Annotated in this window: 10 protein-coding genes; 7 read left to right on the top strand and 3 right to left on the bottom strand. The window is 73.0% G+C overall.

The annotated features are described in order from the left end of the window. Positions 1–335: 335 nt before the first annotated feature. The gene (locus tag ADK64_RS18360; RefSeq protein ID WP_053660264.1) at positions 336–2,489 is read left to right on the top strand and encodes a SpoIIE family protein phosphatase; all 2,154 of its coding nucleotides are present in this window, start codon (positions 336–338) and stop codon (positions 2,487–2,489) included. A gap of 119 nt (positions 2,490–2,608) precedes the next feature. Here the strand turns inward: ADK64_RS18360 and ADK64_RS18355 are convergent, their stop codons facing one another. Next, the gene (locus ADK64_RS18355; RefSeq protein ID WP_234384625.1) at positions 2,609–4,054 is read right to left on the bottom strand and encodes a S1 family peptidase; all 1,446 of its coding nucleotides are present in this window, start codon (positions 4,052–4,054) and stop codon (positions 2,609–2,611) included. Between the two features lie 185 nt (positions 4,055–4,239). Between ADK64_RS18355 and ADK64_RS18350 the strand changes: the two genes are divergently transcribed. The 5 genes from ADK64_RS18350 (at position 4,240) to ADK64_RS18330 (ending at position 11,325) form a co-directional block, all read left to right on the top strand. After that, a complete protein-coding gene (locus ADK64_RS18350; RefSeq protein WP_053660260.1) occupies positions 4,240–4,653 on the top strand; it encodes a PaaI family thioesterase in 414 nt (137 codons plus the stop codon). A gap of 456 nt (positions 4,654–5,109) precedes the next feature. Beyond that, positions 5,110–5,325, top strand: coding sequence for a hypothetical protein (locus ADK64_RS18345; protein ID WP_053660259.1), 216 nt, complete (start codon positions 5,110–5,112; stop codon positions 5,323–5,325). A 150-nt stretch (positions 5,326–5,475) separates the two neighbouring features. Beyond that, a complete protein-coding gene (locus ADK64_RS18340; protein WP_053660257.1) occupies positions 5,476–6,279 on the top strand; it encodes an HlyD family efflux transporter periplasmic adaptor subunit in 804 nt (267 codons plus the stop codon). Continuing rightward, positions 6,276–8,498 (top strand): NHLP family bacteriocin export ABC transporter peptidase/permease/ATPase subunit, encoded by a 2,223-nt coding sequence (locus ADK64_RS18335; protein ID WP_053660255.1) that lies wholly within the window; start codon positions 6,276–6,278, stop codon positions 8,496–8,498. The genes ADK64_RS18340 and ADK64_RS18335 overlap by 4 nt, the downstream gene beginning before the upstream one ends. 1 nt (position 8,499) lies before the next feature. After that, a complete protein-coding gene (locus ADK64_RS18330) occupies positions 8,500–11,325 on the top strand; it encodes an NHLP bacteriocin export ABC transporter permease/ATPase subunit (protein ID WP_053660253.1) in 2,826 nt (941 codons plus the stop codon). On the opposite strand, the gene ADK64_RS18325 is transcribed toward ADK64_RS18330, so the two are convergent. After that, entirely contained in the window at positions 11,322–12,146 is an 825-nt protein-coding gene (locus tag ADK64_RS18325) for a ribonuclease BN (protein ID WP_053660251.1), read from the bottom strand. The two genes, ADK64_RS18330 and ADK64_RS18325, sit on opposite strands and share 4 nt — an antisense overlap. Here ADK64_RS18325 and ADK64_RS48685 point away from each other — a divergent pair. Continuing rightward, entirely contained in the window at positions 12,046–13,002 is a 957-nt protein-coding gene (locus ADK64_RS48685; RefSeq protein ID WP_324614416.1) for an FAD-dependent monooxygenase, read from the top strand. The genes ADK64_RS18325 and ADK64_RS48685 overlap by 101 nt on opposite strands. Here the strand turns inward: ADK64_RS48685 and ADK64_RS18320 are convergent. Further along, entirely contained in the window at positions 12,951–13,475 is a 525-nt protein-coding gene (locus tag ADK64_RS18320) for an SRPBCC family protein (protein WP_053660249.1), read from the bottom strand. The two genes, ADK64_RS48685 and ADK64_RS18320, sit on opposite strands and share 52 nt — an antisense overlap. Positions 13,476–13,499: the final 24 nt, after the last annotated feature.

Genomic DNA, 13,499 nt, shown 5'->3' with positions numbered 1-13,499 from the left:
CGTCGTTCGCCGCCCGTGCCTCGTGGGCCGGTCGCGGTCCCCCCCGTCCCGTGCGCCGTCCGCGCGGTGGTCCACACCGCGGAAAGCGCCTGCCCATTCTTGGGTGCGCCCTTCGTTCGCGGGCGCGGAGATTCGGCCATCAGGGTGCGCGGGGGCGCACGCGGAGCGCCCGTACGCCGCCCGCGCTTCCGATGCCTCTGGCATGGGCCCGGGCGTACGGGATACCCAGCGGCTCCGGCGCGGGGGCGCCCGGGGCGTTCGCCGTGCGGGCGGCGCCCCCGCGAGGGAGTCTGGTCCCCGGGGTGCGACGCGCGGCCGTACGAGGAGGTGGTGGCGTGTCCGACGGGCCACGGTCAGGGCCGGGAACGGCGCCGGCACCGGCAACCGCCGGGGTACCGGCCGCCCTGCCGGTGCTGTCGCTCGCGCTGGCCTCGATGCTCGAGGAGGTGCACGCGCACTCCGGCGCGGTGTATCTGCTGCGGTCCGACGAGCCGGTCCTGGAGATGGCGGTCCACGCGGGCATGCCCCGGGCGTTCGCGGCGCCGTGGGAGCGGGTCGGGCTGAGCGCGCCGATCCCGGTCGCCGACGCGGTGCGCGGCCGACGGCTGGTGTGGGTGGGCGGCGAGGAGGCGATGGCCCGCCGCTATCCGCGGATCGCGGTGGTGCTGCCGTACCCGTTCGCGCTGGCCGCGGTGCCCGTGGCGACGGAGAGCCGGGTGTACGGCGCGGTGTTCGTGACCTGGCCGGGTGCGCATCCCGCGGAGCTGTCGGACGGGGAGCGCGCGCAGCTGACGGCGGCCTGCGACCGGCTGGCGCTGCGGCTGGAGCGGGCCGCCGCCGAGGACGGGCCGCTCGGCTCCGAGGCGGATGTGCTGGCGGTGCCGCCGTCGGCCGTGGCCGACACGCTGGGCTCGGTCGAGGCGGCACGGATGGTGTCCCGGCTGCCGTACGGGCTGCTGTCGCTGGATCTGCACGGCCGGATCGGGTTCGTCAACACGGCCGCCGTCGAGCTGCTCGGCCGGCCGGCCGGTGAGCTGCTCGGCACGGTGCCGTGGGATTCGGTGCCCTGGCTCAACGACCCGGTGTACGAGGACCGTTACCGGGCGGCGCTGCTCAGCCAGGAGGTGACGTCGTTCGTGGCGATGCGCCCGCCGGGTGAGTGGCTGTCGTTCCGGTTGTACCCCAGCACGACCGGGCTGAGCGTGCGCGTCAACCGGGCCCGGGCGGTGGCGGACATGGCGCGAGCGGCCCCGCCGACGGATCCTGCGCCGTCCCGGCTGGTGACGATCTCCCAGGTGCTGAGCCTCGCGGGCGCACTGACCGAGGCGGTGGGCGTGCAGGACGTGGTGCAGCTGGTGTGGGACGAGGTGACCCCGGCCGTCGGCGGCCAGGCGGTGGCGGTCCTCGGCGCGCAGGGCGGGCGGCTGCATGTGCTGGGGCACCGGGGATACGACGATCCGCACGTGGTGGAGCGGTTCGACGGGATGTCGCTGTCCGAGCGCACCCCGGGCACCCATGCGCTGAGCAGCGGGGTGCCCGCGTTCTTCGACTCGCGGGCGCAGCTGGAACGACTGTATCCGGAGCGGTACGAGACCCCGGACGGCTTCGCGGCCTGGGCGTATCTGCCGTTGATCGCGTCCGGGCGGCCGGTGGGCACGTGCGTGCTGGCGTACGCCGAACCGCATGCCTTCCCCGCCGACGAGCGGGCCGTGCTGACGTCCCTGGGCGGCCTGATCGCGCAGGCGCTGGCGCGGGCCCAGCTCTACGACGCCAAGCACCGGCTGGCACACGGCCTCCAACAGGCCCTGCTGCCGAGCTCGCTGGCGCCGCCGGCCGGTATCGAGGCCGCCGCCCGCTATCTGCCGGCCACGCACGGCATGGAGATCGGCGGCGACTTCTACGACCTGGTGCCGACCCTGCCGCTGACCGCGGCGGTGATCGGGGACGTCCAGGGGCACAACGTGACGGCGGCGGGCCTGATGGGGCAGATCCGTACCGGGGTGCGGGCGTACACCACGGTCGGGCAGGCGCCGCACGAGGTGATGAGCAGCACCAACCGGCTGCTGATCGACCTCGGTACGGAGCTGTTCGCCAGCTGTCTGTATCTGCGGCTGGATCCGGCGCGTGGGCGGGCCGTGATGGCCCGGGCGGGGCATCCGCCACCGCTGCTGAGGCGGCCGGACGGGCGGGTGCGGGTGCTGGACCTGGCCGGCGGCCCGCTGCTCGGGATCGACGCGGCCGCCGTGTATCCGACGACCGAGGTGTCCCTCGCTCCCGGTTCGGTCCTCGTCCTGTACACCGACGGTCTGGTGGAGTCCCCCGGCGTCGACATCGAGGACGCGCTGGTCGACCTCGGCGGGCTGCTGTCGGAGATCGGCGACCAGCCGCTGGAGCGGCTGGCGGACGAGGTCGTACAGCACAGCGCGGCGGCCCGGGAGCGGGTCGACGACGTGGCGGTGCTGCTGCTGCGGGCCCGTGCGGACGCCTGACGGGCGGCCGCCGACGGGGGCGGGTCCGGCCCTCCCGCCGGAGGGCCGGACCGTTCCCTGCCGGCCGGAACCGCGGGTGCGGCCGTCAGGGAACGCGGGGTGAGCCGGTCGGCCCCGGCTCAGTTCGAGCCGGTCATGGACGACCCGTCGTTCGCGGACCCAGCGCCGGACTGGTCGCTGCCACCGCCGGACTGGTCGCTGCCACCGCCGGACGGGTCACCGGCACCGCTTCCTGACGGGTCGCCCGCTGCGCTCCCGGACGGGTCAGCGGTGCCGTTGCCGGAGGGGTCGGTGGCCGAGGCGGACGGGGCGGCGGAGCCGCCGATCTGGTCGCCGCCGTTGCCGGCCGGGTCGCTCGCCGAGGCCGACGGGGCGGCGGAGCCGGACTGGTCGCCGGCGCCGTTGCCGCCGTTGCCCAGCGTCGCGCCGGTGGCCTGCAGGGCGGCCGTCACCGGCTGGAAGAAGGTCTCGCCGCCGCTGGTGCAGTCGCCGCTGCCGCCGGAGGTGAGGCCGACGGCGCTGCCGTCCTGGGTGAACAGGGAGCCGCCGCTGTCGCCCGCCTCGGCGCAGACGTTGGTCTGGATGAGGCCGTTGACGGTGTCGGTGCCGCCGGGGTTGGTCTCGCTCTGGAAGTTGACGGTGGCGTCGAGGCCGGTGACCTGGCCGTTGTGCAGACCGGTGGTGGAGCCCATGCGGAACACGGTCTCGCCGACGGTGGCGTCCGCGGCCTGGGTGATCTGCACGGTCTGGCCGTTGCCGGCGTTGACCTCGCTGGGTGCCTGGGTGTTCGGGTCGTCGTACTTGACGAGCGAGAAGTCGTTGCCGGGGAACTTGGCCTGGTCCACGGTGGCGATGGGCTGCCCGTTCTGCGAGTCGGACCAGTCCTTGGCGGCGACGCCGCAGTGACCGGCCGTCAGGAAGGCGGGGCTGCCGTCGGAGGCGGTGACGTTGAAGCCGAGGGAGCAGCGCACGCCGCCCTGCTGCGTCTGGGAGAAGATGGCGTCGCCGCCCGAGACGAAGGTCTTGAAGCTGCCGGCGGACTTCTTCAGGGTCGCCGTGCCGGAGCCGAGGCCCTGCACGGTCGACTGCAGCCGGTCCCACTTGGCGCCGGTGACGGTGGAGTCCGCGGTGACGAGGATCTTGTTGGTGCGCGGGTCGACGGCCCAGGAGGTGCCCGGGATCGTCGCCTTGGTCTTCAGGGTCCCGGCGGCGGCCTTCAGGGCGCGGGTGCTGTTCCTCACCTCGCGGACGACCGCGCCGGCCTTCTTGGCCTGGGCGATCACGGTGCTGTCGGCGTCGGCCACGTTCACGACCAGTTGCTGCTTGCCGCTGTCGTAGTAGGACCCGGCGAAGGCGTCGCCGAGGGCCTTCTGGAGCCGGTCGGCGAGGCCCGAGGCGTCCGCGGCCTTCAGGGTCCGGGCCGTGCCGTTGGTGCCGGCCGCGTTCGTGTCGTTCTTGTCCTGCGAGGCGTTGGCGTTGGGCAGCAGGAGAGCCGCCGCTCCGAGCGCCGCGACACCGCCCACCGCTATCGCGGCCTTGCGCTTGGGCATTCGCTTGTGACTCAACCTTCTCGACCTCCTGGGGACGGGGGTCTGCCGCTCACGGGCAGTTCGAATCTGGGGCGCCTGGATGGCCGTACGTACGCACCGGGCGTGCGCCGTGTTCAAACCCGTGGCGCAACTGCCGTACGGGGCGGGCGAATCGGCCACGCCGTGCGTGCCGGGGCGGGCGGCCGGGAACAATCCGCCATATGACGATGACCACTGCCGAAGCCGACAAGATCCTCTCCGCGCACTTCGCGCCCTGGGTGCTCGATCTCGGGCTCACGGTCGAAGGGGTCGGCGACGACCGGGCCGTGCTGCGTCTTCCCTGGTCCGAGCGGCTGGCGCGGGAGGGCGGCGGGCTGTCGGGGCAGGCCCTGATGGCGGCCGCCGACACGGCGACGGTGATCGCGGTGTCCGCCGCGCGGGGCGCGTTCGTGCCGATGACGACGGTGCAGCAGTCGACGTCGTTCCAGCGGCCGGTGACCGGTGCGGATGTCCTGATCGAAGCGGTCCTGACGAAGCTGGGCCGCCGGACCGCGTTCGCGGACATCGCGCTCACCGATGCCGATTCGGGCGCGCTCGCCGCCCGGGCGAGCACGGTGTACGCAATTCTGGGCTGACACAGTCCGCTACCGATCAGTAACGGTCCGTTCCGGACTCGTACCGGAATCCCTGCTTCAGGGAATCTACACATCGAATACTCAAGCGGGTCACCGATGCCGGGGGATCTGCACATCCCTGTGTCCCCCGGTACGCCTTTGGCGCCGAGTGCCGGATTCGCCACCCGCGCGACAAGGGGCCGGATGAGGCGATGCCGGGCGGCATGTGAAGGAGTCGCCGACAAGCCGTGCGCGCTCCTGCACGGATGAACCCGTCTCCCCACCAAGTGTCCTGATGAGGGCATCGGTTGATTGGAAGCGCGCCCCGCCTGCGTGCTTTGATCCATCGCACCGCGGGGGTCGCTGCGGGCTTCCGGACACGGAGGTCCTCAGCCCGCGGTCGGCGGCCGTCCGTCTGTCCCCAGAGGGGGCCGCTCCCCCCTTGTGAAATATCCTTATAGGAAGGGAAGTTCCATCATGAACTCCACCCCCCAGGTCGAGACCGTCGAGATCTCGGACGCCGAGCTGGACAACGTCTCCGGCGGCCTGTCCGTGAACGCCCTCAACACCGTGACGGGTGCCGTCAACGGCATCGCCCCGGTTTCCGGCCTGGTCAACACGGTCGTCGGCACCGTCGAGGGTGTCTCCGGCCTGAACGTGGCCCCGGTCACCAACCTGGTCGCCGGTCTCTGATCGCGCCTCGGTACCACCGAAGTCCCGGAGCCGTTTCCCGGCTCCGGGGCTCTCGGGTGCCCGCAGGAGGCCGGTACGTGTCCCACGGCCTCCGACGGGCTGCCCGTACGTCTGTCGTCACGCTGTCTCTCCTCGGGTGAGGGAAGTTCCGTGCAGTTCCGCCAACAGGCCCTCGCCAAGCTCCAGTCGCCGGAAGAGCTGGACCTTCCGGTGCGTCTGGCCCGCCCACAGGGCTGGCTCGCGCTGGGCATCACCGTCGTCGTCATGGCGGCGGCCTCCGTCTGGGCGGTGACCGGTTCGGTCGCCTCCACCGTGGGCGCGCCGGCCATCCTCACCCACGGCGAAGGCAGCTATCTGCTGCAGAGCCCGGTGTCCGGCCAGGTCACGGCCGTCTACGCCCGGCAGGGCGAACGCCTGCCCGCGAACGCGCCGGTGCTCAAGGTCCGCACCGCGCAGGGCGACTCGGTCGTCCGCACGGTCGCCGCGGGCCGCGTCACGGCGCTCGCCTCCACCATCGGCCAGATCATCCAGACCGGCACGAACGTCGCCGCCGTGGAGAAGGTCGCCCACGCCTCCGACCCCCTGTACGCGACCGTCTACGTCCCCGCCGAGAACGCCGCCGCCATCCCGGCGCACGCCGCCGTGGACCTCACCGTGTCCTCGGTGCCGACGCAGACGTACGGCGTGCTGCGCGGCCGGGTGAAGTCGGTGGACCGCGAGGCGCAGTCCGCCCAGTCGATCTCCGCGTTCCTCGGCGACAGCCAGCTCGGCCAGCAGTTCACCCGCAAGGGCCGTCCGGTGGCCGTCCTGGTCACGCTGGACACGTCGGCGACGAAGAGCGGCTACCGGTGGTCGACCGCCGGCGGGCCGCCGTTCGGACTCGACTCGATGACCCTCGCCTCCGCCTCGGTCAAGCTGGCCGACCAGCGCCCCGTCGATTGGCTGCTGCCGTGAGCACGACCCAGGAAACCCGCGGCCGCAGACGGGCCGCCCCGGCCAAGCGGCCGGTCCCCAAGCCCCGCGGCGGCACGGTCCGCACCCCCACCGTGCTCCAGATGGAGGCCGTCGAGTGCGGCGCCGCCTCCCTCGCGATGGTCCTCGGCCACTACGGCCGGCACGTCCCGCTGGAGGAACTGCGCATCGCCTGCGGTGTCTCCCGCGACGGCTCGCGCGCCTCCAACCTCCTCAAAGCGGCCCGCAGCTACGGTCTGACGGCCAAGGGCATGCAGATGGACCTGGCCGCGCTCGCCGACGTGCAGGCGCCGGCCATCCTGTTCTGGGAGTTCAACCACTACGTCGTCTACGACGGCATGGGCCGCCGCTTCGGCCGGCGCGGGGTGTACATCAACGACCCCGCCAAGGGCCGCCGGTTCGTGCCCATGGAGGAGTTCGACGGCAGCTTCACCGGCGTGGTGCTGGTGCTGGAGCCGGGTGACGGCTTCAGCAAGGGCGGGCGCCGGCCGGGCGTGCTCGGCGCGATGCCGGCCCGGCTGCGCGGCACCGCGGGCACCCTGCCCGCCGCCGTCCTGGCCAGCCTGCTGCTGGTCGCGGTCGGTGCGGCCGTGCCCGCGCTCAGCCGCACCTATATCGACATGTTCCTCATCGGCGGGCAGACCTCGCTGCTCGGCGTGCTGTTCGCCTCGATGGCCACGTGTGTGCTGCTGACCCTGGTGCTGACCTGGCTCCAGCAGGCCAACCTGCTGCACGGCCGGATCATCTCCTCCACCCTGTCCAGCGCCCGCTTCCTGCGCCATCTGCTGCGGCTGCCGGTCACCTTCTTCTCCCAGCGTTCCCCCGCCGACCTGGTGCAGCGCCTGCAGTCCAACGACCAGGTCGCCGAGACCCTGGCCCGCGACCTCGCGGCGGCGGGCGTGGACGCCGTCGTGGTCGTGCTGTACGCCGTGCTGCTCTACACCTACGACCCGCAGCTGACGTTCCTCGGCATCGGCGTGGCCCTGCTCAACGTGGTCGCCATGCGGCTGGTCGTACGGCTGCGGGCGACCCGGACGGCGAAGCTGCGCGCGGACACGGCGCGGCTGACCAACACGTCGTACACCGGTCTGCACCTGATCGAGACCATGAAGGCGACCGGCGGCGAGGACGGCTACTTCCGCAAGTGGGCCGGTCAGCATGCCGCCACACTGGAGGAGCAGCAGCGGCTCGGGGTGCCGAGCGCGTGGCTCGGGGTGGTCGCGCCGACGCTGGCCACGCTCAACAGCGCGCTCATCCTGTGGATCGGCGGCATGCGGGCGGTCGAGGGCCACATCTCGGTCGGTCTGCTGGTCGCGTTCCAGGCCCTGGTGACCCGCTTCACCGCCCCGCTCACCCGGCTCAACGGTGTGGCGGGCCGCATCCAGGACTTCGCGGCCGACGTGGCCCGGCTGAAGGACGTGGAGAACTTCCAGGCCGACCCGCTCTACGCCCGGCCCGGCGGCGGCGACTCCACGCGCCGGCTGCAGGGGCACGTCGAGCTGGAGAACGTCACCTTCGGCTACAGCCCGCTGGACAAGCCGCTGCTGAGCGGCTTCGACCTGACCGTGGGCCCGGGGCAGCAGGTGGCGCTGGTCGGCGGCTCCGGCAGCGGCAAGTCCACGGTGTCCCGGCTGATCTCGGGCCTGTACGCCCCGTGGGACGGCGTGATCCGCATCGACGACCGCCGTCTGGAGGACATTCCACGCGGCGCGCTGGCCTCCTCCGTCTCCTTCGTGGACCAGGACGTGTTCCTCTTCGAGGGCTCGGTCCGCGACAACGTGGCCCTGTGGGATCCCTCGATCCCCGACGAGGCCGTGGTGGAGGCGCTGAAGGACGCGGCCCTGTACGACGTGGTGATGCGCCGCCCGGGCGGCATCCACAGCAAGGTCGAGCAGGACGGCCACAACTTCTCCGGCGGCCAGCGCCAGCGCCTGGAGATCGCACGGGCGTTGGTGCGCCGGCCCAGCATCCTGGTGCTGGACGAGGTGACCAGCGCGCTGGACGCGGAGACCGAGCTGGCCGTGATGGACAACCTGCGCCGGCGCGGCTGTGCCTGCGTGGTGATCGCGCACCGGCTGAGCACGGTCCGCGACAGCGACGAGATCGTGGTGCTGCAGCACGGCACGATCGTCGAACGCGGGCGGCACGAGGAGCTGGTGGCGCGCGGCGGTGCGTACGCGGCGCTGGTCAGGGAGCGGTGAGATGACGACTGTTCAGGAGGGGTACGACGGCGACCTGGTCCTCGGCGCGCTCGGTGGGCTGGGCACGCGCGTGGACTGCGCCGGCCTCAACCGCGTGGACCTTCAGGGCCCGCAGGTGCTGTGGCTGGTCGCGGCCGGGGCCCTGGACCTGTTCGCGGTGGACGCGGCCCAGCAGGGCCACTGGCACCACCTGGGCCGGCTGGAGGCGGGCGCGCTGCTCCTCGGCCCGGTCGCCGGCCCCCAGCACACCCTCGTGGCCCGCCCGGTGCGGGACTGCGTGATGCACCGGATCGGCCTGCGCGAGCTGTACCAGCCGGCGAACACCCAGACCTGGTCGTACGACGAGTACGGCAACCCGCAGTACGTCCCGCCCGCCACCAGCCCGCTGGAGTACGCGGTCGCGCTCGGCGTGGGCCGTGGTCTGTCCGTGCTGTTCCAGGCGCCGATGGCCGAGGACCGGGCGGCCACGCCCACGGACGACGACGTGTTCTGGATGCAGGTGCCGCCGGGCAGCGTGCAGTACGGCTCGCTGTACGGCGCGGAGGCCGCCGCCGACCTGCTGATGGACCCGGCGCTGTGGCAGTCCATGGTGGACCAGCAGTACCGGCTGCTGACCGCGCTGGACCGGTGGATCGAGCAGCTGGAACGCACCCACGAGACCCGCGCGGCGGCCGGGATCAAGGCCGGCGAGGAGGTCCGCGCCCAGGCCGACCGGACACTGCTCGCGTCCATCGGCAAGCGCTCGGCCCGCCGGACCACGGCCGCCGACGCGGATGCCGGGTACGCGGCCTGCAAGCTGGTCGCCGAGGCGGCCGGGATCAGTCTCGCCGAGCCCGCGCAGAGCGGCACCGAGAGCGAACGCCTCGATCCCGTGGAACGGGTGGCGCTCGCCTCCCGGGTGCGCACCCGGGCCGTACGGCTCGACGGGCGCTGGTGGCGGGAGAACGTGGGCCCGCTGGTCGGGCACCGGGCGCTGTCCGGGGCGCCGGTCGCACTGCTGTGGCGGCGCGGCGGCTATGTGGCCGTCCATCCCGGCACCGGACGCGAGACGCCGATCGAGAAGGCGAACGCGGAGGAGTTCGAGCCGCGCGCGGTGATGTTCTACCGGCCGCTGCCCGACAACGGGCTCTCGCCGCTGGGCCTGCTGCGCTTCAGCCTGCGGGGCACGCGCGGCGATCTGCTGAATCTGCTCCTCGCCGGACTGGTGACGGTGGCGATCGGCGCGCTGGTGCCGGTCGCGACCGGCAAGGTGCTCGGCGAGTACGTGCCGAAGGCGCAGTCGGGCCTGATCGTCCAGGTGTGCCTGGCCGTCATGGTGAGCGGGGTGGTCGCGGCGGCGTTCACCCTGCTGGAGAACCTGTCCATCCTGCGCTTGGAGGGCCGGATCGAGGCGGCGCTCCAACCGGCCGTCTGGGACCGGCTGTTGCGCCTGCCGACCCGGTTCTTCACCCAGCGCTCCACCGGTGAGCTGGCCAGTGCCGCCATGGGCATCAGCGCGATCCGCCGGCTGCTGGCGGGAGTCGGCCCGGTGGTCGCGCAGTCGGTGACGGTCGGCGCGATGAATCTGGGCCTGCTGTTCTGGTACAGCCCGGCGATGGCGATGGCGGCGCTCGGCATGCTCGTCGTCATCGCGGCTGTGTTCCTGGGCCTCGGGCTGTGGCAGGTGCGTTGGCAGCGGCGGCTGGTGGTGCTGGGCAACAAGCTGAACAACCAGGCCTTCCAGACCCTGCGCGGCCTGCCCAAGCTGCGGGTGGCGGCGGCCGAGAACTACGCGTACGCCGCCTGGGCGGGGGAGTTCGCGCGCAGCCGGGAGATGCAGCAGAAGCTCGGCCGGATCAAGAACCTCACGACGGTCCTGGGCGCGGTCTATCTCCCGATCTGCACGCTGCTGATGTTCATGCTGCTGGCGGGCCCGGCGAAGGGCTCGATGTCGGCGGCGGACTTCCTCACCTTCAGCACGTCGGTGACGATGGTGCTGACCTCGGTCACCCAGCTGACCGGCTCCTTCGTGTCGGCGGTGGCGGCGCTGCCGCTGTTCGAGGAGATCAAGCCGGTCTTCGACGCCACGCCCGAGGTGCGCTCGGCCAGCACCCGGCCGGGACGGCTGTCCGGCGCGCTGGAGGCCCGCCGGCTCTCCTTCCGGTACGCCGACGACGGCCCGCTCGTGCTCGACGACGTGTCCTTCGCCGTCCGGCCGGGCGAGTTCGTCGCCGTCGTCGGCCCGAGCGGCTGCGGCAAGTCCACGCTGCTGCGCCTCCTCATCGGCTTCGACAAGGCGGTGTCGGGCAGCATCCTGTACGACGGCCAGGACCTGGGGGCGCTCGACCAGTCGGCGGTGCGCCGCCAGTGCGGCGTCGTGCTCCAGCACGCCCAGCCGTTCACGGGCTCCATCCTGGACGTCATCTGCGGCACCGAGCCGTACACGCCCGAGGAGGCGATGGCGGCGGCCGAGATGGCGGGGCTCGCGGAGGACATCAAGCGGATGCCGATGGGGCTGCACACGATCGTGGCCGGCAGCGGCGCGATCTCCGGCGGTCAGCGGCAGCGCCTGATGATCGCCCAGGCCCTGATCCGGCGTCCGCGCATCCTCTTCTTCGACGAGGCCACCAGCGCCCTGGACAACGACACCCAGCGCATCGTCATCGACAGCACCCGCAAGCTGAACGCCACCCGGATCGTCATCGCGCACCGCCTGTCCACGGTCCTGGACGCCGACCGGGTGATCGTGATGGAGGACGGCAAGGTCGTCCAGCAGGGCTCGCCGACGGAACTGCTCGCCGACACCGGGGGGCGGCTGCACGAGCTGGTGCGCCGGCAGCTGGCCTAGGGCTCGTCCTCGGACTCCGGCAGGTGGTGATGGTGGTGGTGGACCGGCATCCAGTGGTGCTCGCAGAACCAGCGGCCGACCAGGGCACCGCCGTAGATGACGAAGCCGACTCCGATGAGCCAGGACTCGACCACGAGGACGGTGCCGACGGGACCGTAGCTCAGGGCGTTGGTGACGATGAGCGGGGTGAAGACGAGGTACGAGAAGCCCCGCAGTCCGGACAGCCCGAGGATGGTGGCCACCGCGCCCGGCAGCAGCGCGCGCCAGCGGACCTGGCCGCCCAGCAGGAAGCGCTGCCCCCACCAGAAGAACAGCACGCCGCTCACCGCGGACAGCACGATCCGCCGGCCGCTGGGCAGGGCGGTCTTCGTGACCGCCTCCTGGTAGAGGTAGGCGGTGAGCACCAGCAGCCAGGTCGCCTGCCGCCACACCCGGTGCCAGGGGCCGGAGGACAGGCCCCAGATGCGTTCGTAGGCGTTCTGCACGCTGCCGCCGAAGGTCACGCCGAAGACGCCGAGCAGGACGAGGCTGAAGACGCTGGTGGTGCCGACGACGTTGCGCGGCGGGCTGATGACGTCGGTGAGCGCACGGGCGGACACGCCGGACAGGCCCATGCCGTCGGTGAGCCAGGCGGCGAAACCGCCGCGGGCCAAGGGGTCGGCGGCGGCGACCACGATCAGCAGCGGGGCCAGCGTCACCAGCGCGAGGGTGGCGAACCCCATGGCCCGGTGCAGCAGTTCCAGCTCGCGGCCGTGCTCGAGCAGGGCTCCCACGCGGAGCCACTGCCATGCCCGGTGCAGGCCGCGCCGCCACCGCTTCACGGCTCCTCCCGTGCTCGCCGCCGCCACGCTCTCCAGTCCCGATTCATCCACCCCGGCGCGCTCCGGGCAACTCGCCGGGTCGCCGGCGGGCGTTTTCCAGGACGCCCGTGGAGGCGGACCGGGGCGGTGCGGAGCCCGGCACGGGGCACACCGACGTACTGGTCGCGGGCGCGCCGAGTCGGTCCGACGGCCGCCCTCGAACCGCGCGGACGGGGTGTGGCCTGTCGGCCGGCTGCCGTACGCCAAGGCGGTCGCCTGCCGGCCGAGGACCTCCGAGCCCGGGGACCGCACGGGCGCGGTCCGAGCGGCGCTCGGCGCGGCACTCCCCCCGCACGGCCGGCTGATCCGCGTGAACGGCACGCAGCAGGCGCGGCTCGGGCCGAAGCCGCCCGCGGAGGTGCCGTACGGCGTCGCGAGTCCGCCGCAGTACGAGAGCGAGCGCATCCTCGAGGAACGGCCGGCCCGCCGCGGCGGGCACCTCGAGCGCGGTACGGAACTGCTCTCCTGCGCGCAGGACGCGGACGGTGTCACCAGCGTGCCGCGCACCGCGTCCGGGGGGCGAGTCGGCGGTCCGCTCGCGCTCTCGACCACGTCCTGCCGGACCGGGGCGATCCCGGTGTCCTTCCGGTGCCGGTGCTCACGGACCCGCGGGGCGGGTTCCGCGCCCGGTACGCGGCCGACGCGAGCACCGCGTTCCCGGTGCGCCCGGACGGGTATGGGGGCGCACGGCTGTCCGTCCCGGTCGGGCCCGGCGCGCTGTCCGCGGCTGACCCGGGTGTTCGCGGCGCTGACCGGCGTGGCGCGTCAGTCCAGGCCCTGCACGGGGGCGCCGGAGGGCACCCCGGCGTCCAGGTAGCCGGCGTAGAACTCCTTCCAGGGGGCGTTCACCCCGGCGTGCGGGTCCTCGAAGCGCTCGCCGCGCGCCTTGGCGTCGAGGGCGGCGAGACACACCTCCCAGCCGGCGCCGTTGCGGGCCGCGATGTCCGCCTCGGAGAGGACGTCGGTGAGGGTGAAGCGGGTGCGCTGGTCGTCGAGGGCCTCCAGGTCGAAGCGGAGCACGCTGCCGCCCCACTCGAAGGACAGGTGCCGGGGCGGGGCGAGGGCGAGCATCCGGCCGGTGAACTCGGGCGTGTCCGGGCCGGTGAAGCGGACCGTGCCGCCGGGACGCAGCTCCATCTCGGCACGGAACGGGAACCACTGCTCCAGTTCGTCGGGGTCGGTGACGAACCGCCAGACCCGGTCGATCGGGTGGTCGTAGGTGCGGGTGAACCGGACGGCGGGGCGGCCGTCGTCGAGGGTCAGATAGGTGCCGGTGAGCTCGACGGGCATGGTGTTCCAGTCCTTCGATCGTGG

This window comes from Streptomyces sp. MMG1121 (assembly GCF_001280015.1).
In the GTDB taxonomy this organism is placed as follows: domain Bacteria; phylum Actinomycetota; class Actinomycetes; order Streptomycetales; family Streptomycetaceae; genus Streptomyces.
The sequence above is the reverse complement of the archived record's forward strand: the minus strand, read 5'-3'. Positions and strand labels throughout refer to the sequence as shown.